A 26,060-nucleotide genomic window follows, 5' to 3' on the forward strand; every position below is an offset into this window, starting at 1 on the left:
GCTACGGACGGGAAGTCCTTCTGTCATCAACGTTTTCCGGAGTTTTCCCGGGCAAATCACCGCCATCGCTACGCGCCATTCGGCCAGTGCACCCAGCGGCTGCGCCTACCGCCCGTTGCGGCTCTGTTCCCCACGAAGGCGATGGAAACAGGGGGCGAAGTTTTTGCGGAGTTGAAACTCAGACCATTGGAAAAGCGTGAAAAAATCCGACCGAACCGAATTCGACGAGGTTCGCCCGAACAGAGACGGACCGCCGTTCAGAGCCCGGAATGGCCTTGGCGCGCAGTCTCAGAGGGTCGCATGGGGGAGGCAAAGCCCTTTGAAAACACGACTATTTCCGCGTCGCGATGGGCGCCTGTCCATGTTCGCAACAGGGGTGATGGCGGAGGGGATGGGCCTGACTTCAAACCTTCTCCACCCGATCCATGCACAGGCTCAGGCGCGTTGCGGGGAGTTGCGACCTTCGCCGCCATCGTCAAACGACTACGACCCAAACCCTTGCGTCGGCAAGCATCCGGTAAGGAGGTTACCCACTGCCCTGTCCAGCAATCGGAATGGACTGCTGGCAACGGACATGGCGTGAATTGCCTACCCGGTTCTCAGTTCCTTCGCCGGGGGCGAAGCAGAGCCGGACCATAGGCCAGGGCGAACCCCATAAAGGCCAATACGAAGGCCAGCCCGGCGAGAGGGTGCAGCCAAGATGCGGCCTCGGGCCAGTAGCCGGCGCAGACCCGGACGAGCGTCGCAAGCGCTATGGAGACATAGATCGCAACCGTTGTGGACCCGGCCGTAAGTGCCTGCCCGGTGTGACCCAGGGTTGCCCGGGTCATCACCGCGAGGGTCATCATGCCGATGGCTCCCGACGTCCAGAGGTGCAGGGAGGCAGCTTGCCCGAATGTGCCAGGTAACAGGATCTCGGCTCCGATCGCCAGCGCACCCAGCGGCAGGAAAAGGTAGCTTACATGCAAGACAAGGACCAGCGGCTCGGCAAAGGTCCGGTGGCCACGCCAACGGGCAAGTCTAACCAGATGCATCCCGCCGACCACCAGCAAGGCAATCCCGCTGGCAATCGCTTCGGGTCGGATTACCCAAACCAGAAGAGCCGCCAGAAGCGCGATCAATGCCAATCGGTCGAACCTCTGCATGGGCGGCACAGGCAGGAATGCCTCACCACGCCGAACCATCCAGTTGCGGGTAAACGACGGGATGATCCGTCCGCCGATAACGGCGATCATCATGATTCCGGTACCAAGTCCAATCCTTAGACCCGCGCCCTGCGCCGCATGGTAGCCGTTCGCAGCTTCCCAATGGAATACCGCATTGCCCAGTGCCAGGACCGTCAACATCGCCAGGACGATCAGGTTTCGCCAGTTCCTCCCGGCGATGATCTCACGACCGATGGCAAGTGCAAGGACCAGCGGAAAGGCGAGGTCAATTGCCGCCACCAGCCAGACCGGCAGACCGCCCGAGACCGCCGCCATCAGACGTCCGGCCAGCCACAGCGCAGCAAGGCCGCCCAGACGCCAGCCGACGATCGGCAACCGGCCCGTCCAGTTTGGCACGGCCGTGAGCAGAAAACCCGCGGCCACGGCGCCCAGATAACCATAGAGGAATTCATGGGCGTGCCAGCTGACCGGATCGAACGCCGTAGGCAGCGCCAGATACCCTGTCAGCATCGCGATCCAGAGAACCATTGCCATCGCGGCCCAACACGAACCGCCGAGAAAGAATGGGCGGAACCCGTAGGATAGGATTGCCGGGCCGTGCCAGGCACGCATCTGGTCTGCAGTTGTCGTAGTCATGGCTCTGCCTGTCCGCCGCTAGACCGGCACCACGTTGGCGATCCGCCGATACCCTGCCTGGCCGTGATAGAAACCGTTGGAGAACCTGACTTCGCCGCACGCTTCACGCAGCGCGGTTTCCGCTTCGAGCGGATCGCGCGCCCCGTCCAGAACGCTGCGGAAGACAGAGGCCACCTCCACCATGTCGACCGATTGCGGCATCAGCCGCAGGTGGGTGAGGCCATCCGCGATGAGCCGTCCCGTTTCAGGCAGCAAGTTGATATAGGTTTCCGACTGGGTCTGTATGCCGTTTACTCGCAGGATCGGCCTGTCGTCGGTGGTGCAGAGCGGCATGCCGTCGGCGTCATCCTCGCAGACAAAGAGACAATTGTCCTTGGTCCGGCCATGGGCGCGCGCGTGATAGCAGCGCGCCGAGACGGCGAGCGAGGCGCGTCCGAACACCTGCACCTCGACGCCCAACCCCAGCCCGCGCGCGGCGCTGGCCGCGATAGCCATGGCCTCGCCCGGCAACTCGGTTGGAAGGGTCACATGGGTGGCGCCCTTGCCAGCCATCCAGCCGATGGTCGCCTCGTTATATGCGTTCATGAAGGGGCCAATTCTGTGCGGACGGCTGCTGCGATCAAAAAGGCCCGCGGCATTGTTGATCTCGATCTCGGGGGTGTCCAGCTCGGCGAGATCGGCGGTGGCCTTGCGTTCGCGTTTCAGCATGACCTCGGCCAGCGAGGACAGGATCACCGTCTTGCCGGCCCGCTCGAGCCGCTCGATGATCGCGGGCAAATCGGCCTCTTGGAAGGGCGCGCGTTTCGAACAGATCACCTCGCCCAGATAGACCTCGTCCAATGGCGCCTCGTCGGCGATGCGGGCGTAGAAGTCACGGCGACGGTCTGAAGACCAGTGATAGGCGAGGGGTCCGAGTGTCAGCTTCGTCATCTTGTCTACCGCCATTTCTTGGTCTCGAAGGCGCCTTGGGTCTGTTTCTGCCCCTCGGTCAGCGCTACCAGATCGGCGATATCCGCCTGCCGCCCAGCGCGGATGTCGTCCACCGCCTTGCGAAAGGCCGAAACCACCCCGCGCACATAGGATTTCGACCGCTGCCTTCCTTCGATCTTGAAGGCATGCACGCCCGCGTCGATCAGTTCCGGCAGAAGCCGCGAAAGGTTGAGGCTGATCGGTTCCTCGAAGGCGTAGTAGGCGTCTTCGCGGTGGTCGGTCCGGTATCGCCCCTTGCAGATTGTGGGATAGCCAGCCTTTTCTTCGGGACCGAAGCAGTCGATGGTGAAACCCGCCAGCTGCGAGGACATCGAACCGTCCGCCTCGCGCCGGTACTCCACGTCCGAAGCCGGAGAGCATACCCCGTCCATGTTGGTCGACTGGCCGGTAAGGTAGTTCGTCAGGCTACACCGTCCCTCGACCATCAGGCCATGGTTGCCAAAGATGAAGGTCTCGATCTCGCAGGGGATTTCCGTGCGGATCTGGCGGATCTCCGGGATGGTGAGGATACGCGGCAACACGACCCGTTTCACGCCGAAGTTCTCACAGTAATATCTGATGGCCTCAGGGCTCGACGCGGCAGCTTGCACTGAAAGATGCAGCCTGACCTGTGGATGGGTCCGCGCGATGTAGTCGGCCACGCCCATGTCGGCCACGATGAAGGCATCCACACCGAGCCGTGCCCCGATATCGGCCGCCTGTCGCCATAGATCGACCTTGCCAGCCGGCGGATAGGTGTTCAGCGCCAGCAACACCTTGGTGCCGCGGGCATGGGCATAGGCGACAGCCGCGGCCAGTTCCTCGGGCGTAAAGTTCAACCCGGGGAAATTGCGCGCGTTGGTCGCATCCTGAAAGCCGCAGTAGACGGCGTCGGCACCGGCGTCGACGGCGGTCCGCAAGGCTGCCGGTGTGCCGGCAGGGCAGATCAGCTCGGCAAGGCTCATGTCCGGGCCTCCGCGTAGGACTTGCGCAATCGCGCCAGGATCGCCCGGCCGGGACGCCCGAACATCGCGGCGGTCTCTTCCGCGATCGAGCCATCCATGTCATCGAGCGCATTACGCAGGCGCACGACCGCTTCGGTGTCGCCCGACACCTCCAGATCGCGCGAGAAGAAGGCGGCATCGCCATCCTCCTCGGAGTCGATCAACTCCAGCAGCAAGAGGAACTTGCCACGGATCACCGCCCCCGCTTCGGGCATCCGGTCCCGCGGCACGGCACGCAAGACCAGCGCCCGCGGATCGGGGCGCAGGTGCAGAGCGAAGGGCAGTTCCACCGGGTCGATCAGAAAGTCGGTGCTTTGGTGCGCGCCCAGCCGGGCAAAGACCGACGGATGGGATGCCGCAATGCGCCGCACCACGCGCGACAGGAGCGGTTGAACTACAGCGCAGGCCAGCCGCGCCACGGCACCTTCGCCCGGCAGTCGTGTCCTACTGGCCTGTTCGGTGACCGATATCATTTCGCAATCTCCATTGCCGAAGCCTCGGGCGACGCTTTTGTCTGGTGGATTGCCGCCCTGCACCAGTCGAACACGGTCTCCGCATCCGACTGTAGGTCCACGGACAGACCGTCCGCGAAACGTTCGAATGCGGCGCGGTGGGTCTGCGAAACGCCGATCAGCACCGGCACACCCTGCACGACTGCCTCCGCGATCATCGTGCGAAAGCCGCGCCCCTCGGCCTCGCTCAGACCGAACTTGTTCAACACGACCAAGTCCGCGCCCTGTTCGGACAGGCGCGAGCTGGCCAGACACGCGGCATCTTCCATGGCACTGGCGTCCATCCGGCAGGCGTGGGAGCCGGGCCCAAGCTGCTGCGTAATCCGGGCCGCCGGACCGTCAGGAAGCAGCCACAGGTCACTGTCGCAGTGGCTGGCCGTACCGTCCTCGGCGACATGCCTTAGCGCACCGACGATGCGTAAATCCTGGGCTTGCAGCCGGGCGACGACGTCGGACAACAGGCGATCCGTGGCGCCGAAGCCCTCAGCTGTGACAGTCGCAATGGCCATTGTGGCGACCCTCCTCGAACCGGGGGAACAGCACGTCGTTCTCGAGTGCGATGTGCGCCGACAAGTCGGCGAACAGCTTTTCCGTTCCCGCATACAGCGCCCGCCATGACCCGCAGGCATGGTCGGGCGGGGTCAGGTTCGCTGTCAGCGAGCGGATATGCGCGATGGTGGCCGCGTGATCATCGTGATCGGCCCGCATCACGCGGATCGGGTGCTCGATCCCGGGCATGCCGCCCGCTCGCATGGCGGGAAAGAGAATCTTTTCTTCCTTGGCCATGTGATCTTCCATCTCGCGCCACAGCGTCATCAGGGTTTGCGCCAGACCTCGCGGTGCCAGCGGGTCGTCGGCATGGACCCGTTCGACCTTTTGCGCCAACGGATGCAGCACCGCCAGATCCGAGCGATGGACATCGTGGAACCGGGACAGGATGTGGGCAATCAAGTCATCAGTGGCCTGATCGGAGGCGGGGTCTGCAAGTTCACTCATCGTGACGAATCCGGTCTCTTGGCATGGCAGGGTTGGTTTGGTATTTGAAATACCGAATACACTCGATGAATGCGCATTGTAAATGCCCAATCAGGAGCCGACTCTTGCGCCTTACGTCCTTCACCGATTACGGCCTGCGCGTGCTGATGCGAATGGCCGGCACGCCGGACAGACCCTTCACCACTGCCGAACTGGCAGACGAGTTCCGTGTGTCGCGCAATCATCTGGCAAAGGTGATCTCGACGCTTTCGGCCGCAGGCTACCTGGAAACGCGGCGCGGTGGCGGAGGGGGTGCGGTGCTCGCGCGGCGCGCTGAAGAGATTCTGTTGGGCGATGTCGTTGCCCGCCTCGAGGCGGATCAGGCACTTGTCGAGTGTTTCTCGCCCGGCGGTGCTACCTGCACAATGACGCCGCACTGCCGCCTGAAAGCGCGGTTGGCCGGCGCCGAAGCTGCCTTCATCGCCGATCTCAACCGCAGTTCGCTTGCGGATTGCGTCTATCGGCCTTTCGAGCCGTGACGCGCGGCGAGCGCCACCCCGGCGAGCACGGCGCAGCGCAGCGTCATCGCCGCCACGGTGCGCATCTCGAACGCGCCGCCACGGACGACATGAAGGCCGAAGGCGGCAAAGACCAGAACGGTGGCCACGAGGACGCCAAGCGCAAGGGGAAAGGCCCAGGCACGCCCCACCCACAGCCCCACGCCGACTGTGACATAGAAGAACCCCGCTGCGGTGTTGAACCACAGGACGAATGGGACAACCGCCCCCATGTCGAGGGCGCCCATGATCGTCGTTCCGCCCGACAGAATCGTAAGCCCGCCGAAGACCATCGCGACCAGCGCCGCGATCCGTGTACCCCGCTTTCGTCCAGTCATGACACACCTCCTTTTCCAGCGCTCATGAGTGTCAATTGAACCTCGACCAGGCGTCTTCCCTCACCGACGAGGTCGAAGCCGCGATTGCCGAGAGCCCACCGGATTGCGACGCCCTGCACGATCGAGGCAAGGAGGACTGCCGCATCTCTCGCTTCGATGTCCTGACTGAGCATACCCTCGGACTGCATCTCGCCGACTGCGGCAGCAAGTCGTGACTGAAACGATGCGAGTAGACGGTCGAACACCTCGCGTAGCGGCGGGTTGTCCACCGTGAGCTCGCGCGAAAACAGGATTGAAGGCAGCGCGGGTCTTTCAGTGATCGCGGCCAGTTGCGCTCCGATCAGACCAAGCAGCCTTTCCAGCGACGTCTGCGCCCGCGTCTCGGCCGTTGCCCAATGCTCCCTCAGGGTGGCAGAGACATCCTCCGCCACGGCCACCCACAAGTCTCCCTTGGTAGGGAAGTGACGAAACACGGCGGGCTGGCTGATTCCAACGGCGCGCGCGACATCGGTCGTACTCATGCGATCCGGCCCGATTTCCGATGCCAGTCTAAGCACTTGCGCGATGATTTGCGACTTCCTGTCTTCCGCGCTTCTGCGTTGCATGGGGGTAGCCTCTTGTGAGTGAGTTATAACTCACATACATTCATGCAGATTGCAACATCGACTTCGAGTCGCCAACCCCGCAGGAAGGATCTCCATGCAGCCCCTTGCCGGATACTCTCGAACTCAGATCGTCCTCCACTGGTCTGCTTTCGCCCTCGTCTCGCAGCAATACCTGTTCAAAGACGCGATTTCTTCCGCTTGGGAGCGGGCATCAGAAGGCGTCGAGGTTGCCTTCGATCCGCTCGTTCTCGGGCACGTTGTGGGCGGAGCCCTGGTGCTTGGCCTCGCAATCTGGCGTCTGGTGCTGCGCGCCCGGCGCGGGGTGCCACCGCAGTCCGGCTCATCGTCTCAGAAGACGCTGGCCAAGGTGGTGCATCTGGGGCTGTACGCGCTGATGTTCCTGATGCCGATCAGCGGATCGGTCGCATGGTTCGGCGGCGTCGAAGCTGCGGCATCAGGCCATAACGTAATGAAAGTGATTCTTCTTGCGTTCATTGCCCTGCACGTCGCGGGCGCGCTGTACCATCAGTTCGTCTTGCGGGATGGCATCCTGACGCGCATGCGCCGGCCGCAGGATTGAACCCATGCGCATTGGTCCCTTCCTCGCCGTTCCGCCCATCGTCCTAGGAATAGCGGCCGCAGCCTGGCTGATCGGCAATGCACCAGGCCCCGCACAGGTGGACGCCACCGCAGCGGGACTTTCCGTTCGCGTCGAAACGGTGGCGCAACAGACGATCAGGCCCGCTTCGTCGGTCTGGGGAAACTTGCGGGCGGCTGAGACCTGGGTCGCCGTGGCCGAGGTTCAAGGCGAAGTCATCTGGCGCCACCCTGATCTGGAACAGGGCCGCATGATCCCCGCCGGAACCGAGGTTTTGCGCATCGACCCTGCCGACTATGAGCTTGCCCTTGGACAAGCTGAGGCAGATCTTGCGGCCTTGCGGGCCGAGCGCGGTCAAATCGAGATCGAAGCCGCAAACACGTCGCGCATTCTCGAACTGGAACGAGCGCGGCTCGCTCTGTCCGAGGCGGATCTCCAAAGAACCCGGACGCTCGTGTCGCAGGGAACCGTTCCACAGACCCGGGCCGACGAAGCCGAGCGCGCCACCCTGCTGGCTCGACGCACGGTGACCGAACTCGAAAACACCCTCTCGCTCGTTCCTTCACGGGAACAGAGGCTGGACGCGCAGATCGCGCGCACGGAATCGGCCGCCGACCGGGCGCGACGGTCTCTGGATCGGACGACCTTGACCGCGCCCTTCGATCTTCGGGTGACTGAAGTGGCAATCGAATTGTTCCAGTCCGTGAATCCGGGCCAGATCGTCATACGCGGGGATGGCCTGGACGCGGTTGAAGTCGTTGCACACCTCCCCATCGATGCGTTTCGTCGTCTGATCCCCGGTTTGCCTGAGGGGGTCGAATTGCAGGACGCGATGCGCGAGGGACCAGCCGACTCGATCGACGTTGCGGTCAGCCCAATAGCCGATCCGGGTCAGATCTGGTCAGGGCGGGTAACGCGGGTTGAAGGGGCACTGGATGCACGGGCGCGAACCGTGCCGGTGGTGGTCACCATCGCCGATCCCTACGAGAGTGCGGATCCGCCGAACCGTCTCCCGCTCGTGCCCAACATGCAGGTCAGGATTGCGCTGACCGGCGCGCCCCTCTTGGAGGTTGTGACCGTCCCGGAGGCGGCATTGCATGGTGGGATCGTGCTGGTTGCGGACGCTGATGACCGGCTGGAGTTGCGGCAGGTCACACCGGGATTTGCGCAGGATGGGCGCATCGTGATCGCGCAAGGGCTGGTTCCGGGTGAACGCGTGGTGATCGACGCCATTGCACCCGCAATTCCGGGCCTTTCTCTCTCGCCCGTCGAGGTGGCGCGATGATCCGTTGGTTTGCGGGGCACCCAACAGCGGCCAACCTACTTCTGCTGCTGTTCCTGGCAGCTGGCAGCTTTGCCGCACCCGGCTTGCTGCGCGAGACTTTCCCTGATTTTCGAGCCGTCGAAGCAGAGGTGACCGTCCCCTATCGGGGCGCTGCGGCCGAAGATGTGGAAAGCGCTATCTGTGCGCCGCTCTGGGACGGTGTTCAGGGCGTGGAAGGCCTTGAGACTTTCACCTGTACTGCCCAGACCGGCCGGGCGCGGGCTGTTGCCACGATGGCGCCCGGCAACGATCCGATCCGTTTCGTGAACATGTTGCGCACCGAAGTGGCGGCGATCGACAGCTTCCCCGAACGCGCGGATCCGGCCATCGTCCGGGAGTTGCATCGCACCGATCCAGTGACATCGGTCGCCGTGTCGGGCAACCTGCCGTTGACCGAACTCGATCTCTACGCCGAAGCGCTCTCGGATCGGCTGGCAGCCATGGAGGGCGTTGCCCGCGTGACGCGGTCCGGTCTGGGGACGCGGACCATTCGCATCAGCGCGCAGACCGATGTCCTGGAGGCCCATGGCCTGACACCGGCCAGCTTGGCCGCAGCGCTGGCCGCGCAGAACGTCGACCTGCCGCTTGGCACGCTCGAAGGGCCGGACGCCGACCTGACGCTGCGCTTTGCCGCCGAACGCGAAACGATACCGGGGCTTTCCCGAATACCTGTCCTTGCACTCGAGAACGGGGCTACACTGACGCTGGGTGATGTCGCCGAGATAGAAGAGACATTCGAGCCGACATACGACCGGGTAACCCTGGATGGGGTCCCTGCAATCCTGATTGACGTCGCCAAGGCGCTGAACGCCGACGCCTTGCGGGTTCTGGATGCGGTGACGGACCTGGTGGCAGAGGAAACCGCGCGCCTTCCCGCAAGCCTGAAGGTCGAAGTCGTCCAGGATGTGACGTCGATCATCCGCGACCGTTTGGTCATGCTGGTCCAGAACGGGGTGATGGGGCTGGTGCTGGTCGTTGTGGTCATGAGCCTCTTCTTCCGGCCGGGGTTTGCCATCTGGGCGGCGATGGGGCTCCCGGTCGCCTTTGCCGGCGCATTCCTGTGGATGGGCCTGACCGGCCTGAGCCTGAACATGATGACGCTTGTCGCGCTCCTGATGGCGATCGGGATCGTCATGGACGATTCCATCGTCATTGCCGAAGCGATCGCGGTCGAAACGGCAAAGGGCGCCACGCTCGAAAACGTGGTCGCCGGCGTTGCCAGCGTTGCCCCCGGCGTGGTGTCCTCTTTCCTGACAACGCTTGCGGTCTTTCTTCCGCTGGCCTTTCTTGCCGGCGAACTGGGCGCCGTTCTCGAGGTCCTGCCGGTCGTCCTCTTGGCCGCGCTCGCCGCGTCGCTGGTCGAGGCGTTCCTGATCTTGCCCCATCATCTGAAAGGCAGCCTGAAGGATCGCCCACCCTCGAAATTCCGTCTCCGGTTCGACCGTGCCTTCGAGGTCATGCGCGAACGCGGAGTAGGCCGCTTGGCCGACCTGGCCATCCGGGCGCGCTGGCTGGTGGTTGGTCTTTCGATCGGTGCCCTCGTGGTCACCTTTGGCGCCCTTGGCGGCGGCATCGTCAAGCGTGAGGCGATGCCGGAAATCGACGGGGATGTGCTGGAAGCACGCCTGATCTTGCCCGCCGGCACTCCGCTCTCCCGCACAGCCGAGGCCGTCGGTCAGGTCGAAAATGCCATCGACCGGGTGAACGCCCAGCTTTCACCAACTCAGCCAGACGGCCAACACCTGATCTTGCGCCGCATCACCCGCATGGGCCGTAACCTGTCGGCTGGCGAGGTGGGGGCCCATGTCGCAACCGTGGCCGTCGACCTGCTGGGCGCGGAAATCCGGACTAGCACACTCGACGAAATCGTTGCGCTCTGGCGCGAGGAGATCGGCTCCCTGGCGGGTGTCACATCGCTTGTCGTGACCGAACCGGGCATCGGGCCGCAGGGTATCGCCGTCGAACTGCGCCTGACCCATCCCGACCTGACCGTTCTTGAGGCCGCCGGCCGTGCAACCCTCGCCGAGCTGGAGACCTATGCTGGCGTGCGCAACGCCATCGTCGACCTGCGACCGGGCGCCCCGGAGCTTCGACTTTCGCTCGCGTCGGGAGCCGAGTCCCTGGGCCTCACGGCCGCTGACGTCGCGGGGCAGTTGCGCGCGGCCTTTCTGGGCACCCAATTGGTCGAACTTCGGCGTGGCGACGACGCCTGGGACGTAGAGGTCCTGCTGACGGAGTCGGATCGCGAAACACGCAGCGACCTGGCGGCGCTCGAAATCGCGCTTCCGGGCGGCGAAACTGCGCCGTTGTCGACCGTTGCATCGATCGAAGAGGCGCGAGGCTGGGGCAGCCTGACCCGGCGCAACGGTCTGAGAACCCTGACGATTTCAGCTGATGTCGACGGTCGCATCGGCAATGCGGATGCGATCACGGCGCTTCTTGCCGCTGACTTCCTGCCCGGCCTCGCGCGCGAGGTTCCGGGGCTCGGCTTCGATATCGGCGGTCAGGCCGCGAATTCGGCCGAAACCGTTGCCTCGATCCTGCGCGGCTTTCTCATCGGCCTTGTGGGGGTCTACGTGGTGCTGAGTTTCCAGTTCCGCAGCTACGTCGAACCGATCATCGTCATGTTGACGATCCCGCTGGCCTTTCTGGGCGTGATCTGGGGCCATGTCCTGATGGGCTACAATATTTCGATGCCCTCGCTCGTCGGGGCAGCTTCGCTGGCAGGAATCGTGGTCAATAACGCGATCCTGTTGGTCGGGGTCATTAAGTCGCGTCAGGCCGAGGGGAAATCAACGACGATCGCTGCCGGAGAAGCTGTCCGCAGCCGCTTCCGGCCGATCTTCGTTTCGGTGTCCACCACCATCATCGGCATGGCGCCGCTGCTGTTCGAGGCATCGACCCAGGCGCAGACCCTGAAACCTCTGGTGATTGCAGTGGTGTTCGGCCTTTTGGCCTCAACCGTGCTGGTGATCGTCGTTCTCCCTGCCTTTTACGCGGTGCTCGAGGATCTCCGGCGAAAGGCCCCTGATCCGCGCTCGTTTCCGAGCTGACCCTGAACCAACCGATCGAAAGGAAAGATCATGAAATACGGAAAGATCAACATCGCAGCCGGCCTTCTGTTCCTTGCTGCTTTCATGGCCTACGGGTTTCTCCTCATCTACCTGCGCGATTTCGCCCCAAACAAGGAGCAATGGATCGCCGAATACACCACCGGGACCCATTTCGAGGCACGTCTCGCCCATGTTCACGGCAACCTGTTCGCCCTTCTGAACGTTCTGGTCGGATACCTCTTGCTGAAACTGCCTGTGGCGCCCGGGGCCGCGAAGGGCGTGTCCTGGCTGACGCTCGGCGGAATGCTGATGCCACTCGGCATTGTCGCCGAAATCGTCCTCGCCGCACCGCCCATCTTTGTTCTTGTGGGTGCCATTTCGATGGTGGTCGCAATGGCCTGGCTTGGAGTCTCGGTGCTCAGAATGCGGACAGAACAGGCATGACAAGAAATGGCGCAGCCCGTTTCCGGGCGGGCCGCGCTCCCGCCGAACAAACTGCTGGGGTCCGGTCGGTCGGCACAGGTGAAACAGTCATTCATTGAATGCCGTGTCCACGGAAGACTCCCTTCGGCACTTTGTCGCCGTGGCAGGATCAGCGCAGGATTGGCACTTCAATAATCCGTCTCGACATACACCCCCGAGCAATCGTAGGCGACCGCCGCCGCTGTCGCGCCGTTGTTCATGAAGTTGCGCGGGCTCAGGAATTGCGTCGCGGCCGGGATGTCGGCGTCGAGCATGACCTCGACCACCGCCCCGCTGACCTCCTCGACCACCCGGACGCCGATCTCGCTGCTGTTCGGCGCGGCGAGGAGCGTGAGAGTGAGGACGTTGGTCGTGCTCGCGACCGGGAAACTCGCTCCGAGATCGGTGAGCGTCGGCGCGCCGGAGGCATCGTTCTGCACCAGCTGCCAGTTGGTGTGGGTGCCGCGCTGGAAGCCGATGCCGATACAGTTCACCACGGCGGACAACGTCAGGGTCGTGGCCAGCGCAGTGGTGGACCCGTAGAGGCCGAAGAAGCCCATGCCGGTCGCCTGCAGGGTGACGAGCGAGAGCCGGTTCACATAGGTGAAGCCGCCCAGCCCATCCGCATTGCCGCGCCAGCAGACCCAGCCGGCCGAGCGTTCCTCGGCCGCCGCATCGGCGGTGGCGGCGCTGGTCACGCGCCAGCGGCGCATCGAGGTCGAGAGGTTCGTGGTAGCGAGCGTCGGCGTGGACACGGTGCCGACAGCGGTGCGCGGCATGCCGTTGGTATTGACGGTCGTGCCGGTGGAGGGCGCCCAGGTCGCGATCCGGTTCACCCCGAAATGCGGCTGCAGCGGAAAGAACCGGCCCGAGGGGCGCTGGACGTCGAGCCAACCGGCTCCGGCGCGGTCGCGGGCATAGAGGGCGATCTTGCCGGTCGGCGGCGGTGCGGGTACGGCGCTCACCGCCGGAAGCAGCACAGGCTCCGGCATCTCGACCCGGCCATTGCTTCGGTCGATCCGGAGCGCCTCGTAGAAGGCCGAGCCGTCCGGGCTGACCTTGAAGCTGAAATCGTCGCTGCCGAGAAGGCCGATCAGAGCCCGGGCCGACCAGTTGGTCTTGAAGGCGAAGCTCGCATCGTTGGCAGGCGCGGCCTTGTTGACCGTCGCCTCGATCCCGGCGCCTGCGTTGTTCAGGAGTACCGCGGGCGTGTTGACCGAGAGCCGGTTGTAGCTGTCGGCCGTCGCTCCGCCGAGGCCCAGCAACTGCGCGGTCAGGTTCGCCTGGGGCATGCCGACCTGCGTCACGGCATTGGCGAAGGTGACGGTCGGCGTGTTGACCACCGTCGTGCCATTCGCACCCGAGGTCGCGGGGCCGATGTTGACGACCGTGGTCGACCCCGACGCGCCGCCGGTGCCGAGGTTGACGGTCTTGGTAAGGCCGGTGGTCGTCGCCCCGGTGCCTATGCCGTAGGTCGCGGTGCCCGTGGCCGTGCCGATGGTGGCCGTCGCTGCCGAAACCGTGACGGTGCCCGACGCCGTCAGCGTGCCGGAGAACGTCTTGTTGCCGGTGAAGGTCTGCGTGCCTGCCAGGATCGCCAGTTCCGACGAGGTATTCGGCAGCGTGTAGCTGCGGGTCGTGCCAGTACTGATACCGGACAGCGAGAAGACCGCCTTCTTGGTGGGATCGGCATCGTTGATCAGGCTGAAGACGGCATCCGAGATGTCGCTCGGTTCGCCCACAACGTCCCAAGCGACACCGGTCCAGACGAGCAGTACGGCCTCGTTCTCGACCCATGCCCGCCAGCCGGTCCGGGGCGGCAGGCGCAGCCAGGAACCGTCGGTCCAGAGGGCAATGTTCAGGTCCCACCCCGCCCAGTCGCCGGTGGCACCTGAAGCGACGAGGAAACGGTCGCCATCGGCGGGGCTTCCCGGCGGAACGGTCAGATTCTGGTCGAGAACCGAGAGCTGGACCAGCCCATCGAGGATCCGCAGCGCCTCGTTATGGGTGATGTGCTTCTGGGCCTGCGCCGCGAGGATGTAGGGCAGCAGCAGATGGGTCGTGGCGTCGGACATGGGATGGCCCTTAGAAGATCAACGTGACGAATTTCGGCGCGCCCCGCCCGACGAGGGCGGAGAGCTGAAAGATGCGGATGTCGAGCGTGTCGCCTGGACCGAGTAGCGCGCCCCAATCGGTGGTCTGGGCGGCGGCGGTGTAGAGCGCGCTGGTCGTGGCAGTGGTCAAGGATCGCTTGACAACTGCACCGTCGAGGATCTCGACCTCGAAAGCCTCCAGTTCCTCGGCCAGCGGCACCTCAAGCCCGCCCCAGCTGTCAGCGGACAAAGCGCGGGATCGGCGTGTCCAGCGGATGGTCAGGTCGCCCGGCGCACGCGGCTTGCGCCACGGCTGTTCGACATGCGCGACGGAGAATGGTCGCAGCCCCACGCCTGCGGGCGTGAAGGCTTGCGCCACGTAGGTCTCGTCGCTGACCGGGCGGCTCGCCGGGCCAATGCGCCAGTTCCACGGGATGCCGAGATCGGCCTCGGCGATCGGCAGCGATGCGAAGCTGTCGTCCAGCACCACCACCCTCGCACCGGCGGGCGCGGGATTGTCCAGGGCCCCCTCGGTGCCGCGCTGACCGCGCAGGAGCCGGGTAAGGCGGTACCGGCCGGGCGCCAGGAGCTCGGCCGCGCCCGCCTGCACGATCTCCCAGACGCCGGGCACGCTCTCGATGGCGAGTGCGTTGGCCCCGCCGAACAGCGTCAGGTCGGTTACGTTTTCCAGCGTGCCGCTGAGCAGATCGACCACGAGCGCATTGCCGAGATCGAAGCGCGACGTGGGGCCAGCATAGAAGTCCGAGACCAGCATCCCGATCCGCGCGCGGCTGCCGAACGTGGTCAGCAGGTCGAAACCATCCGTCGAGGGACTACGGTAGACCGCGATCTCGCCGGGCCAAGGGACAGCGTGCGCCGCCGCGAAGGGCCGATGCGCGGCCTGGTCCTCGGTCAGCTGCGGCAGGTCCATCAGCACCGCATCCGGCGCGCCGAACACCACGGCCCGCGTCAGTGAGGCTGCGCGGGGATCGCCAGGCGGTAGGTCGTAGGTCGCGCGGTCCGAGCGCACCGCCTCGATGCCACGCGCCTCTGCGTCGGCGATGGAGACGAGCCGCAGGTCGACCAGCCGCCCGTCATGCTCCAGTCGGATCGCGTCGGCTGGATCGAGCGCAAGGCAAGACGGCGGCAGACGGAACGCCGCCGTCTCGCGCCCCACCCACGCCTCCATCAGCGCGCGGCGGCAGCGCCGCTCGGCTTCCTCGGGCGGCACGGCCATCGGGAAAGACTCGGAGGCGATCCGGGTCGTGTCCACGGTGATGCGTCGCGCCTCGACGAGGGCGGCGTCGTAATCCTCGTCCGCCCGCGCGACCTGCCACTTCAGCGCCTGCGGCAGTTCCGTCTCCTGGCCGCGGGTCAGTTCCAGCAGGTCGCCCTCGCGGGCGGCCACCAGATCGTCGGGCGCGAGGGTGGCCACGGAGGCCCGGCCGCGCATGACGAACCGGATCACACCCTCGGTCTCCACGGCGTCGAAGCCGAAATGCCGCGACAGTGTGGTGATCGAGGCGCGCGGGCTTTCGAGCGCCGTGATTGCGTAGCCTTCGACCGCGCCCCAGAGGCCGGTGACGTCGATCCTCGCCTCGGGAAGCCCGGCGCGAAGGCAGAGATGCCGGACGAGCGCCGCCAGCGACACCGACCCGAGGCGCCCAGTCAGCCAATGGCCCAGACGCCAGTTGGGGCCATCGGTCCAGACATCGGTCAGTTCGGGGAAGAACGGGTACGGTCGCGCGTCCCAGGTCCAGGCTGCGCATTCCGGCACATGGACCATCCGGCCGCCGTAGACCGCAGACACCGGGTTGTTCGCGGCCTCGCCCCAGAAGAGATACGTCGCCTCGAGATAGGCCCGCTGGATGGTGTCGTCACGCCAGCCCCGTGAGAAATACGGCGTGAAGCTCTCCGACGATTTCGGGTCGAAGAAGACGTTGGGCTGGTTGGTTCCCCGGTCGATGGCCGGGCAGCCGAGTTCGGTGAAGCGGATGGGCTTGGATTCCGGCACCCAAGCCGTCGCCGTGCCGCTCTCCACCCCGCCCGGGCGGTTGTAATGCGGGTTCGACCACCAGCTACGCAGATCCTTGTAGCGGAAGACCCATGGCTTGCCCGCAGCGCCATCGGTGATCGGGGTGCGCACCTGCGCCGACCGATCCGCCGCGCTCGCATAGAACCAGTCGAAGCCTTCGCGGCCCGCGATGTTCGCCTGCAGATAGGCCCGGTCGTAGATTGCGGGCCAGCCCTCGGTCGCGTCGGCGTGCCCGAACCCGTCGCGCCAGTCGGAGAGCGGCATGTAGTTGTCGATGCCGACGAAATCGATGTTGGCATCCGACCAGAGCGGGTCGAGGTGGAAATAGACATCGCCGATGCCGTCGCCCGGATGGTGGCCGAAGTACTCGGACCAGTCGGCCGCATAGCCGATCTCCGTGCCCGACCCTAGAATGGCGCGCACATCGGCGGCGAGCGCCTTGAGCGCGGTGACGGCGGGATAGCTGCTGGCGCCCGAGCGGATGGTGGTCAGGCCGCGCATCTCCGAGCCGATCAGGAAAGCGTCGACGCCGCCTGCCACCGCGCAGAGATGGGCGTAGTGCAGCATCATGCGGCGCAGACCCCAGTCCCCGGACGGGCCGGTCCAGGAGACGGTGTCGCCCGAGATCGCGAAGTCGGAAGGGTTGGCGCTGCCGAAGAACGCCGCGACCTGGCTCGACGCCGTCGCCGTCTTGTCCACGCTCCCGGCATAGCCTGCCGCGGGCGAACAGGTGATCCGGCCGCGCCAGGGGAATGTGGGCTGGCCCGTCCCGGCGGCGTTGTCGGAATACGGGTTCGGAGCCAAGTTGCCGGGCGGCACGTCCATCAGGATGAAGGGATAGAAGGTCACGCCCAGCCCACGCGCCTTCATCTCCCGGATTGCCTGCACCACCGTGAAATCGGCGGGCGTGCCGCCATAGACCGGGCGATCCTCGGCGTCGCGGCTGACGAGGAAGGCGCTTGCGCGACTGACGCCATTGACCGACCAGCCGACCGGTGTCGTGGATTTGGCCGTGACCTCGACGCCCGGGCGCAGCTTGCAGGAACCCGCGCGCAGGTCGTCGCCGAACCAGGCGACGACGAGGCTGACGCTTTCGACGGCGGGCGCCATGGCCTGCAGGCGGTCGAGTGCGACGACCATGTCGGCGGTATCCGGCAGCGCGTTCAGGTTTTCGGCCTGCGTCGCGCCGCCGGAGGATTTGCGGATTCCTTCGGTGGCATAGGTGAACTCGCCCGAGGCCGGGATCAGGGTAACAGCGCGGGTCAGCCCCTCGGCTGTGTCGGGGTCGGCGAGCGGTCGGAAGACCTCGAAGGACAGCTGCGGCAGGCGGTTGCCGTAGCTCGACAGCGGCAGTTCCTCGAAAACGACATAGGCCGTGCTGCGATAAGCGGGCGTGTTGGCCGCGCCCATCCTGGCCGCGATGAACGGATCGGCCGTTTGCGCCTCGTCGCCCGGATACCAGCGCCAGGTGACGCCGGAGAGGTCCATCGGCTTGCCGTCGGCCCAGATACGCCCGATGCCGGTGATCGGTCCTTCACACAAAGCGACGGCGAAGGATGCATAGTACAGGTACTCGGTGGTCTTGACCTTGCCGCCCCCGCCGCCCTTGCCGCCGCCCTGCGTGGTGGTTTTCGTCTCCTCGCGAAAGTCGGTCGCCCAGATGATGTTGCCGCCGATCCGCATCCGGCCGTAGAGCCGCGGGATCACAGCCCCCTCGGTGGAGGAGGTGATGCGCAAGCTGTCGAGCCGCGCGCCTTCGATCCGTTGGGTCGGCGCGAGCGAGGACACGATCCAGCTGTCGACGACCGAGCCGATGGTGGAACCGATGAAGCCGCCGATGGTCGCGGCACTGACGCCGAGGATCGCGCCACCGATCGAGCCGCCGATGGCAGCACCGGCAGCGCCGAGAATGAGGGTGGCCATGTCGGGGTCTCAGCGTTGCGGAAACAGGAAGGCGAAGGCGATGCGCCGCCGCCAAGCTTGGGTGAGCGGCTCCTCGATCACGCCGAGCCGCTCGTAGGCGTGGAGGAAAGTGTCGGGCGCGGTCAGGATCCCGACATGTTTGGCGATGGCGCGCGGCATCATCCGAAAGAGGACCAGCGAACCGGGAGTGGCATCGGCTGGGGCGATCTCCGGCATCATGCGCCGCGCGCCCTCGGCCAGCACCTCGCGAGGGCCCGTCTCGCCCCAGTCCCGGCTGTAGGGCGGGATCGGGAATGGCTCGGGGCCCACGACTTCGCGCCAGACACCCCGGGCGAGCCCGAGGCAGTCGCAGCCGATGCCCTTGAGGCTTGCCTGGTCATGGTACGGCGTGCCGAGCCACGCGCGCGCTGCCGCGATCACCCGATCCGGGTCGGCGCTATTCACAGCACGCCCCCGTCGTGTCCGCCGTCCTTGGTCGCGTAGCGCAGGATGGTGTCCTGGCCGGGGATGTGAGGGAAGCCGCGGAAGTTGGCGGTGTTGGCGAACTTCGCGCCGCAGGTCTCGATCCGCTTGTCGCAGCCCGCACGGATGGTGAAGGCGTCGCCCTCGGAAATGGCGCGCACCGGCGCTTCGAGCAGGGTCAGGATCGCGATGCCGTCGGTCACGTCTTGGCCCAGCACTTCCGCGCGACGCCCGGCATTCGCGCCGGAGGTCCAGTCAAGCGTGCCGAAGGTGAACCAGCCAGCGTCGAAGCCGCCTAGACCGGAGGCAGTGAACGCGCGGTCGCGCAGGAGGTCGATCACCGAGCCCATCCCCTTGAAGGCCGGATCCTCGAGATCGACGCCGCAGCGCGCATCGCCGAGCGCGGCATCGCAGGTCGCCTGGAAGGTCCGCCCCACCGTCTGCCCGAGCACATGGGCCAGCGAGCGCACCTCCGCGACGAAGGCCAGCCGCCCGCGCCGGATCTGGCCGATGGCCCCGCGCCGCATCAGAACGCGCTGCGCGGTGTCCGCCCAGTTCACGCGCCAGACCTCCACCGACGCATTGTCCCAGCGGCCGTCGAGGATGTCGGTCTCGGTGATGCGGTCGGAGGTCAGCACGCCTTCCGCGTCCTGCGCATCGACCGACAAGTCCGAGCCCGAGCGAACCTCGGATGCCGTCAGCCCGCTCTCGGGTTCGAAGTCCGTGCCATCGAAGCTGAGCGTGCGGTCGTGATCGGTGAAGCCGAAGGTGACGCCGTCGGCCCGGGCGATCCGCCAGCACCAGCCGAGCGTCGTCGTGCCCTCGTCGAGATGGGCCTGCAGAGCGGGCGAAAGGGATTTCATCGGCAGGTTCCTGTCATGCGGTCGTCGAGATCGGCGATCCAGGTCGCCCATTCCGGGGGCACGTCGGCGACGGCAGAGGCTGGCGGTCGGGCCAGCCGCGCCTCGGCATAGGAGGCGCAGCCCGCATCACCAGCGCCCATCGTTGCGTCGCAGGCGGTCAGCAGGATCGCCAGCACCGCGACCGTCACGAACCGCATCCCGCCCGCGCTCGACACGGTTGTTCTTGTCTTCGATCGCATCGTGTTCCGCCTCCCGTTTGCCTTCCGTGCGGCCCCAGAACCGGCCGAGGACGACGCCTCCGATCACACCGAGAGCCGCGACCAGCCAGATCAGGAACTCAGCCATCGTCGTGATCCCCGCGCGCGGCGGCGACGCAGAGGGCGACGACGAAAACGCCGAGGCCGCCGCCCACGATCATTCCTGCGAGGAACTCAAGCATCGCCGCGGAACCCGCGCTCGATCCGGTCACGCAAGCCGATCAGGCCCAGCCCGAGGAACATCAGCCCCGCAGGCGAGGCATCGCCACTGCCGGCAAGCAGCGCGACGAAGCAGGAGAGTTCGCCGAGCGGCCCGGTGGCGGGCAGCGCGAGCGAGGCAATGCCGGTGAGCATGGCGAGGCACCCCGCCCACCAGGTGAGCGAGGTCAGTCGGATGTAGCGCATGGATCAGGCCTTCCGGATCAGGGTGGAGAAGAACGCGCTCAGACGGGCAAGCCAACCGATGGCAGGTTCATGTGTGGCAGCAGGCACGGATGGACTCGACACCGGCACGCCTGCGGGGCGCAGCAGCGCCAGCGCCTCGTCCTCGGTCAGACGCCGGATCGGTCGCGAGAAATCGACCCGGCCGTTACGGTCGACCGGCCAGACCGGGATGGTTCCGGTTGGATAGCGGCCCGTTGCGAAGAGATCGCGTTCTGCCTCGCGGCGCGGGCGGATCGCGACGGGCTTGAGCCACCCCATGAAGGCTGCTGCTGCGGCAGCCCGGTCGCCCGCGTTCAGGTGCCGGGTCAGCGCCGCCTTGGCGATGCCGCCGGTATTGTAATGGAACGAAACCAGCGCATCGAACTCATGCGGTTCGAGCGGCACCTTCACGGCGCCCAGGACGGCTGCCTCGTAGCGCGCGAGGTCGGCGCGAAAGACCCGGAAGGCTTCGCTGATCCCTGCGTCGAGATCGGCGGGTATTCCGCGCGGCATCCTGGCGGGATCGGGTTCTCCGGCTGCGGCCGTGTGGCCGATGCCGAAGGTCCAGACCTGTTTCACATCCGTGTAGGGTCCGGGCACGATACCTTCGTGCCGGACGAGGGCCAACAGGCCCCGGTCGGTCATCTGCATGGAAATCACCCCAGAAGCGAGAGGATCAGGATCAGCGCGGCGATGGCGATGCCGACGCCCAGGCGGTGGCGGAAGGCCTGGCCGGGGTCGGCCGGGTCGCAGCGCAGGGAGCGCGCGAGGCGAAGAAGGTCATGCATCGCCATCGCCTTTCCCGGCATGGCGCAGGCGGGCGAGCAGCACCTCGATGAAGGCCGGCCCGAAAACGCCGACCAGATAGGCGGCCGATCCGGCCGCGCCACCGGCCGGGATCGCCTCGGGCGGCAGACCGAGCCAGCGGGTGATGATCGCCATCGACAGGCTCCCCATCCCGGCCGCGATCAGACCGCCGAGCAGGATGTGGCGCAGCGCGTCGCGCAGCCGCATTTTCGTGGTCAGCGCGTTGGTCGCGCCCCCGAGCGCGCCCCATGCGGCGAGGATCACCGCCGTGGAGGCGAGCAGTTCCTTCAGCGCCGCCGCCAGAAATCCGGTTTCATCATTCATCGTCGGATCTCCAGAAGCGGGATGGAGGTGATGGAGCCCAGCCGTTCGAGATCGAGCGTCACGTCGAGCACGTCCGTGTCGAAGCGGACCGGGACATCGAACTCGAAGCCCGCGGTGATCGCGACGCCGGAACCCGGCGCGGTGGTGAAGGTGATGACGCCGGTCGTGGTATCGACGGACCAGCCGGACGCCTGCGATGCATCGTTCAGAGCGACGGTGACCGAGCCCGCGACCGGCTTGGTGATGGTCCGCACCCATGTCTGGCTGCCCGAGACGTAGCGCTTCACCAGCTGGAATGTCGTTGTCGCACCGTCGCCGGTGCCGATCGCCTGATCGGTCGGCGCTGGCGTGCCCGAGGGCAGGCAGGACTTGTAATCGCCCCAATCCTTGAACCGGAAGCCATGGAGGCGACCGTTCCGCGCCTCGAAGAAAGCGACGACCGCCGCCAGATCGTCGGCGCGGCGGATGCCGTAGGCCACATCATAGCGGCGCCGGGAGTTCGCCCAGCTGGCGTTGCGCTCCTCGTCGCCCGAGGCAAGTTCGACGATCTGGGTGCGCCGCTCGGGCCCGCCGCGCGCGCCGCGGCTGATGTTGTCCGGGAACCGAACCTCATGGAACGCCATGGCTTACATCCCCCGGCGCCCGAGCGACACCGCGCGGGCGATGTCCGCCGCGACCTGCGTGCGGGATTGCCGGAAGCTCTCGGCGTCGCGGGCCATGATGGTGACGTTGATCCCGCCGCCCGCGCCGTAGCTCTGCGCCTCGCGGCGCGAGAGCACGCGCTCGCCCCTTTGCAGGATGGCCGGGACCTCGTCGTGGCGAAGGCCGACAGCGCCGCCCGAATGCATCCGGGGCGCGGCGGCGAAGGCCATGGCCGGCACCATGCGCGAGGCTCCGGACGATCCGACCATGCCGCCTGCGTGCAAGATATTGGCGAAGATCCCTCCCGCGCCGCCGAGCGCGCCCGAGAGCGCATTGGCGATGGGGCCGAGGATGAAGCGCCGCGCCGCCAGCTTCGCCAGATCGGCGATGAGCGAGGTCACCAGATCGCGGAAGTTCAGCTTGCCGGTTTTCACGAACTCACCGACCGCGTCCTCGGCCGACTGGAACGCGCTGACGAGGCTCTGGCCGATATCGCCGCCGATCTCCCGCGCCCGGCTGGCATAGTCCGAGAGCGCCGCCGTCACGGCCCGCCATCCGGTCAGCGCACGCTCGGCTCCTTCGCCAGTGGCGGTTCCAGCACCGCGGGCAGCACCTCCGGCGCCGTTGGCCGCAGTTGCGGTGTCGTCGAGCCCGGCCGCCAGTGCATCGGCGGAGGTCGCGGCATCCGTCAGCGCGGCCTCAGACTCCGTGCCGGACCCGGTCACGGCATCCTTCAGCGCCTGCCAGGCGGCGAGCGGCCGGGTCGCGGCATCGGTCAGCATGCCAGCAGCTTCCGCGTAGGCATCGGCCCGGGCACGCGCGTCATCCGCCATGGCACCGAGCCCGAGATCGGGCGGTGCGATATAGGTCCGGGCGAGCGCGTCTGAGAACGCATCGGCCGCTGCCGTACCAGCCGCCGTCGCTGCGCCCTCGAACGGGTTGTCGATCCTGCTCAGGTCCACCGCATCGAGCGTGCCGATCCGCACGCCGCCTTCGCCGGTCGCCCATTCGGGCAACAGGGCCAGCGCGGCGTTCAGGGTCTCGATGAAGCTGTTGATGCGGGTGACGACGCCGTTCAGCATCGCCTCCACCCCGCCGATCAGCCCGTTCGCCGCCTGGTAGGCGAAGTCGCCGATGGCGCCCGGCAGGCTGCCCCAGATCGCCACCGCGCCATCATAGGCCCCCTGGAAGATCGCGACAGTGCGGTCCCCAAACCCCACGACACCCGCGACGGTGCCGTCGAGGGCCGAGAGTGCGGCGGCCTTCAGCCCCTCCCACCCAGCCGCCATGCGGGCCAGTGCGGCGTCGAGCGCAAGCCCGATGCGCGACCAGACCTCGGAGGCCAGATCGGAGAGCAGCCGGAAAGCTTCGCCGACCCCACCCACGCGGGCGACGAACTGGGACAGCTGATAGATCAGCTCGCCCACGCCGACGATCAGGGCCCCGATGCCGGTGCGGATCAGCGCGCCGCGTAGCACGACGAGCGCAGTGGCGAACCCACGGACCGACAGCGCGGCGGCGGTCAGCCCGGCGACCCAGCGACCCGCGAGGAAAGTCGCGAAGGTCACGGCATAGGTCGTCAGGCGGCCGATGTTGTCGAAGAGCCCGCGGATCGCGATGCCGAGCGGGCCGGTGCGGCTGGCAATCGCGGCCATGGCATTGGCAACTGCCTCGAGCGCCGGGGCCGCGGCGACGGCCAGCTGGTTCGAGAGGCCGCGCCAGATCAGACCCAGCCGCGAGATGGCATCATTCGTGCGCTCGATCTGGTCGGCATCCTGCTCGGAGACGACGACGCCGAAGGCAAGCACGTCCTCCGTCGCCTGGCGCAGCGTCGCCGTGTCGATCCGGCTCATGGCGATGGAGCCTTCCTCGCCGAAGAGCTGACCCGCGACGGCCGCGCGTTCGGCGGCGGGCACGAAGCTCTCGATGGCGGCGTTGATGGCACCCACCCGCTGGTCCAGCGGCAAAGCGATCAGCTCGTTGGCGGAAAGGCCCAGCCGGTCCAGCGCATCGGCAGCGGGACCGGTTCCGGCGGCCGCCTGGCTGAGACGGCGCGTCAGGTCCTTGGTCGCCTGCTCGATCCCGGACATGGACACGCCCGCCAGTTCGCCCGCGCGCTCCAGCGTCTGGATTGAGGCAACCGTGGTGCCGAGGGACTGTGCGAGCTTGGCCTGTGCATCGACGCTCGAGAGGCCGGAGCGGATCATCGCCACGCCAGCGGCTGCGGCCGCTGCCACGGCGGCTGTGGCGGCTACACGGACCCGCCGCGAGAAGGCCGCGAGCCTTGCGTTGGCTGCTTCCATCTCCCGGCTGAGCCGACCGAAACCTCGGGCACCGGCTTCGCCGACGCCTTCCAGCTCGGCACGCACCTGCCGACCACCGACCGCCGCAAGGCGGACGCTGACGCGTTTTTCAGCCATTGGGGCGTTCCATCTGTTCGTTGAGTTTGGCGACCATCACCGCTTCGATGACGGGCAGAAGTTCGGCCGCGACAGCGGGCGGCACGCCGAGGGCCTCGCCAAGAGAGAGCGCGGCAGTCAGGTCCCAGCCGACGATGGCGCCGGGGATCACCCGCATCTGTCCCCCGAGGCGGCCGACGAGGTCCCAGACCTGCCAACCCTCATGGGTCAGCGGTCGGTTCAGCCGCGCCGGGCAGCCTTCGCACGCCGTTTTGCAGGCGGCGCAATATCGGTCGCCCCCGCCGAAGGACCATTCGGCGAGAGCGCAGAGGCGTTTTTTTCCTGTTCCAGCAGCAGGCCTTTCGAGACGTAGGTCAGCTGGAAGGCCTCGAAGACCGGCCAGATGTCGAGGAGCGCGTCGATGGCCTCGGGGCTGGGATCGATCGGCTTGCCGTCCGCATCGCCGATGCCGTCCCAGGCGAGCACCGCCCGCCGAGCCAGCGCCTTGGCGAAGGCGACGGCGCGTTCCTCGTCGGGAGCCTCTTCCGGCACCGCTTCTACGGCGGGATCGCTGCGGGTCGCCACCATCAGCGCGGTCGTCAGCGGGCGCAGCTGCACCCGCACGCCGGGCGCGAGGTCATGCCAGCGCGGGGCTTTGGTCAGGTCGAGCGTCAGCATTCTCAGTACACCTCGATGTCGTTGATCAGGGTTGCGGTGCACATCCGGCCGACGACGCTGTCGCGCGCCGCCTGCCAGTCGAAGGTCGCCTGGACGCCCTGCGGCCCGGAAATCTCGATCCGGGGGCGCGGCAGGTAGACGGCGTGCACGGTGAAGGTGAAGCTCTCGCCCGAGGGCAGGACGTAGCCGAACTCGAGCTCGCAGGGATCGCCATTTATTGCCTGCGTCACCAACGTGCTGTCGGCGAAGCGGACCTCGATGGAGCCCGTCAGCGCCGCGATGGAGGGATCCGCGCCGTCGATCCGGCCATCGCTGCGGATTGTCTCGATCCGGTCGAGGTTGTTGGCATAGGTGATGTCGGCCGAGACCACGTTGCCGAGGGCCGAACCGTTGCGGGTGATCGACCCGTTGAAATGTCCGAAGCGCTTCAGCTCCAGCGCGGCGGGTGTCCCGGCGCTGGTCGTTGTGCCCACCGTCTCGCCTTGCGCCACCAGCCGGGCGGTTGCGGTCAGCAGGCCAGACCGCTGCATCTGCCAAGTGATCTGGTCGAGCACGCAGCCGGAATACATGGCGTAGCGCGGCACCTCCGGCATGCCGGTCTCGATGGAGAGGCTCGGCAGCGTCCAGGCACCCGACTGGAACTCGTGCGTCCAGGGACCAATGCCGGTCGTGGTCGGCGCACCGAACGCGGCCTTAAGCCAGAAGCCGAAGGCCTCCGCATCGAGCGGCACCACGACATCGCCGTCGGCCGTCACCGCGTCCTTGATCGGCGCCAGCGGATCGCGGCCGTAGCCGAGGAGCTCGGAGTTCAAGAGCGGCTGCTCCGCGCCCAACGTGGTGCTGGCAAACGGCATCTTCGTGAATCCGCCGGCGGGCGGCGTGCCGTAGACGGTCTCGAACGCAAGCGCCATCTGCGCCCGCGCCCCTTGGGCTCGTGCCATGGTGTTCTCCTCGG

The 26,060-nt window shown here is 66.6% G+C and carries 28 protein-coding genes; 5 read left to right on the top strand and 23 right to left on the bottom strand.

The features are described 5' to 3' along the window. Positions 1-599: 599 nt before the first annotated feature. The 6 genes from BW949_RS09590 to BW949_RS09615 are packed head-to-tail and all read right to left on the bottom strand — an operon-like array spanning position 600 to position 5,283. Entirely contained in the window at positions 600-1,802 is a 1,203-nt protein-coding gene (locus BW949_RS09590; protein WP_076365528.1) for an NnrS family protein, read from the bottom strand. An 18-nt stretch (positions 1,803-1,820) separates the two neighbouring features. After that, positions 1,821-2,732 carry a ubiquinone anaerobic biosynthesis protein UbiV gene (gene ubiV, locus BW949_RS09595; RefSeq protein ID WP_235816263.1) on the bottom strand — a complete coding sequence of 304 codons (912 nt, stop codon included), beginning with the start codon at positions 2,730-2,732 and terminating at the stop codon, positions 1,821-1,823. Between the two features lie 5 nt (positions 2,733-2,737). Continuing rightward, entirely contained in the window at positions 2,738-3,736 is a 999-nt protein-coding gene (gene ubiU, locus BW949_RS09600; RefSeq protein WP_076365532.1) for a ubiquinone anaerobic biosynthesis protein UbiU, read from the bottom strand. Further along, positions 3,733-4,248, bottom strand: a complete 516-nt coding sequence (ubiT, locus tag BW949_RS09605) for a ubiquinone anaerobic biosynthesis accessory factor UbiT (RefSeq protein ID WP_097177035.1) — start codon at positions 4,246-4,248, stop codon at positions 3,733-3,735. The genes ubiU and ubiT overlap by 4 nt, the downstream gene beginning before the upstream one ends. Then, the gene (locus tag BW949_RS09610; RefSeq protein WP_076365534.1) at positions 4,245-4,796 is read right to left on the bottom strand and encodes a DUF2478 domain-containing protein; all 552 of its coding nucleotides are present in this window, start codon (positions 4,794-4,796) and stop codon (positions 4,245-4,247) included. The genes ubiT and BW949_RS09610 overlap by 4 nt, the downstream gene beginning before the upstream one ends. Beyond that, positions 4,771-5,283 (bottom strand): hemerythrin domain-containing protein, encoded by a 513-nt coding sequence (locus tag BW949_RS09615; protein ID WP_076365536.1) that lies wholly within the window; start codon positions 5,281-5,283, stop codon positions 4,771-4,773. Before BW949_RS09615 ends, BW949_RS09610 begins: the two co-directional genes overlap by 26 nt. Before the next feature lie 104 nt (positions 5,284-5,387). On the opposite strand from BW949_RS09615, the gene BW949_RS09620 reads away from it, so the two are divergent. Further along, a complete protein-coding gene (locus BW949_RS09620; RefSeq protein ID WP_076365538.1) occupies positions 5,388-5,801 on the top strand; it encodes an Rrf2 family transcriptional regulator in 414 nt (137 codons plus the stop codon). Here the strand turns inward: BW949_RS09620 and BW949_RS09625 are convergent. After that, positions 5,780-6,157, bottom strand: a complete 378-nt coding sequence (locus BW949_RS09625; protein WP_076365540.1) for a hypothetical protein — start codon at positions 6,155-6,157, stop codon at positions 5,780-5,782. The two genes, BW949_RS09620 and BW949_RS09625, sit on opposite strands and share 22 nt — an antisense overlap. Beyond that, positions 6,154-6,762, bottom strand: a complete 609-nt coding sequence (locus tag BW949_RS09630) for a TetR/AcrR family transcriptional regulator (protein ID WP_076365542.1) — start codon at positions 6,760-6,762, stop codon at positions 6,154-6,156. The genes BW949_RS09625 and BW949_RS09630 overlap by 4 nt, the downstream gene beginning before the upstream one ends. A gap of 94 nt (positions 6,763-6,856) precedes the next feature. Here BW949_RS09630 and BW949_RS09635 point away from each other — a divergent pair, with 94 nt between their 5' ends. Genes BW949_RS09635 through BW949_RS09650 form a run of 4 tightly spaced genes read left to right on the top strand, consistent with a single transcriptional unit; the run spans position 6,857 to position 12,181 of the window. Next, positions 6,857-7,342: a cytochrome b gene (locus tag BW949_RS09635; RefSeq protein ID WP_083947700.1), complete on the top strand. Its 486-nt coding sequence runs from the start codon at positions 6,857-6,859 to the stop codon at positions 7,340-7,342. Positions 7,343-7,346: 4 nt separating this feature from the next. Beyond that, a complete protein-coding gene (locus BW949_RS09640; protein ID WP_076365543.1) occupies positions 7,347-8,645 on the top strand; it encodes an efflux RND transporter periplasmic adaptor subunit in 1,299 nt (432 codons plus the stop codon). Next, on the top strand, positions 8,642-11,737 hold the full coding sequence (locus tag BW949_RS09645) for an efflux RND transporter permease subunit (RefSeq protein ID WP_076365545.1): 3,096 nt from the start codon (positions 8,642-8,644) through the stop codon (positions 11,735-11,737). The genes BW949_RS09640 and BW949_RS09645 overlap by 4 nt, the downstream gene beginning before the upstream one ends. A 30-nt stretch (positions 11,738-11,767) precedes the next feature. After that, positions 11,768-12,181: a hypothetical protein gene (locus BW949_RS09650; protein WP_076365547.1), complete on the top strand. Its 414-nt coding sequence runs from the start codon at positions 11,768-11,770 to the stop codon at positions 12,179-12,181. Positions 12,182-12,348: 167 nt separating this feature from the next. On the opposite strand, the gene BW949_RS09655 is transcribed toward BW949_RS09650, so the two are convergent. The 15 genes from BW949_RS09655 to BW949_RS09710 form a co-directional block, all read right to left on the bottom strand. After that, complete coding sequence (locus tag BW949_RS09655) at positions 12,349-14,274, bottom strand: DUF2793 domain-containing protein (RefSeq protein WP_076365549.1); 1,926 nt, start codon at positions 14,272-14,274, stop codon at positions 12,349-12,351. Positions 14,275-14,284: 10 nt separating this feature from the next. Then, positions 14,285-18,250, bottom strand: coding sequence for a baseplate multidomain protein megatron (locus BW949_RS09660; protein ID WP_076365551.1), 3,966 nt, complete (start codon positions 18,248-18,250; stop codon positions 14,285-14,287). 9 nt (positions 18,251-18,259) lie between these two features. Next, a complete protein-coding gene (locus BW949_RS09665; RefSeq protein ID WP_076365553.1) occupies positions 18,260-18,694 on the bottom strand; it encodes an NlpC/P60 family protein in 435 nt (144 codons plus the stop codon). Continuing rightward, positions 18,691-19,575, bottom strand: a complete 885-nt coding sequence (locus tag BW949_RS09670) for a DUF2163 domain-containing protein (RefSeq protein ID WP_076365555.1) — start codon at positions 19,573-19,575, stop codon at positions 18,691-18,693. Before BW949_RS09670 ends, BW949_RS09665 begins: the two co-directional genes overlap by 4 nt. After that, complete coding sequence (locus BW949_RS09675; RefSeq protein ID WP_143538937.1) at positions 19,572-19,814, bottom strand: hypothetical protein; 243 nt, start codon at positions 19,812-19,814, stop codon at positions 19,572-19,574. The genes BW949_RS09670 and BW949_RS09675 overlap by 4 nt, the downstream gene beginning before the upstream one ends. A 98-nt stretch (positions 19,815-19,912) precedes the next feature. Further along, positions 19,913-20,014: a DUF3789 domain-containing protein gene (locus BW949_RS17725; protein WP_102017044.1), complete on the bottom strand. Its 102-nt coding sequence runs from the start codon at positions 20,012-20,014 to the stop codon at positions 19,913-19,915. After that, entirely contained in the window at positions 20,007-20,237 is a 231-nt protein-coding gene (locus BW949_RS09680; RefSeq protein ID WP_076365559.1) for a hypothetical protein, read from the bottom strand. The genes BW949_RS17725 and BW949_RS09680 overlap by 8 nt, the downstream gene beginning before the upstream one ends. Before the next feature lie 3 nt (positions 20,238-20,240). Further along, positions 20,241-20,906, bottom strand: a complete 666-nt coding sequence (locus tag BW949_RS09685; protein WP_076365561.1) for a lysozyme — start codon at positions 20,904-20,906, stop codon at positions 20,241-20,243. A 5-nt stretch (positions 20,907-20,911) separates the two neighbouring features. Then, positions 20,912-21,043: a hypothetical protein gene (locus BW949_RS17560; protein ID WP_255453271.1), complete on the bottom strand. Its 132-nt coding sequence runs from the start codon at positions 21,041-21,043 to the stop codon at positions 20,912-20,914. Then, entirely contained in the window at positions 21,036-21,386 is a 351-nt protein-coding gene (locus tag BW949_RS09690) for a hypothetical protein (protein ID WP_058248933.1), read from the bottom strand. The genes BW949_RS17560 and BW949_RS09690 overlap by 8 nt, the downstream gene beginning before the upstream one ends. Continuing rightward, positions 21,383-22,009, bottom strand: coding sequence for a DUF2460 domain-containing protein (locus BW949_RS09695; RefSeq protein ID WP_076365563.1), 627 nt, complete (start codon positions 22,007-22,009; stop codon positions 21,383-21,385). The genes BW949_RS09690 and BW949_RS09695 overlap by 4 nt, the downstream gene beginning before the upstream one ends. A 3-nt stretch (positions 22,010-22,012) precedes the next feature. Then, positions 22,013-24,448 carry a phage tail tape measure C-terminal domain-containing protein gene (locus BW949_RS09700; protein WP_076365565.1) on the bottom strand — a complete coding sequence of 812 codons (2,436 nt, stop codon included), beginning with the start codon at positions 24,446-24,448 and terminating at the stop codon, positions 22,013-22,015. Then, positions 24,441-24,605, bottom strand: coding sequence for a DUF7697 family protein (locus BW949_RS16510; RefSeq protein WP_235816264.1), 165 nt, complete (start codon positions 24,603-24,605; stop codon positions 24,441-24,443). The genes BW949_RS09700 and BW949_RS16510 overlap by 8 nt, the downstream gene beginning before the upstream one ends. A gap of 62 nt (positions 24,606-24,667) precedes the next feature. After that, on the bottom strand, positions 24,668-25,105 hold the full coding sequence (locus tag BW949_RS09705) for a hypothetical protein (RefSeq protein ID WP_076365567.1): 438 nt from the start codon (positions 25,103-25,105) through the stop codon (positions 24,668-24,670). Between the two features lie 2 nt (positions 25,106-25,107). Then, positions 25,108-26,046 carry a phage tail tube protein gene (locus BW949_RS09710; protein ID WP_076365569.1) on the bottom strand — a complete coding sequence of 313 codons (939 nt, stop codon included), beginning with the start codon at positions 26,044-26,046 and terminating at the stop codon, positions 25,108-25,110. Positions 26,047-26,060: the final 14 nt, after the last annotated feature.

Origin of the sequence: Phaeovulum vinaykumarii (assembly GCF_900156695.1) — a bacterium.
Taxonomy (GTDB): Bacteria; Pseudomonadota; Alphaproteobacteria; order Rhodobacterales; family Rhodobacteraceae; genus Bieblia_A; species Bieblia_A vinaykumarii.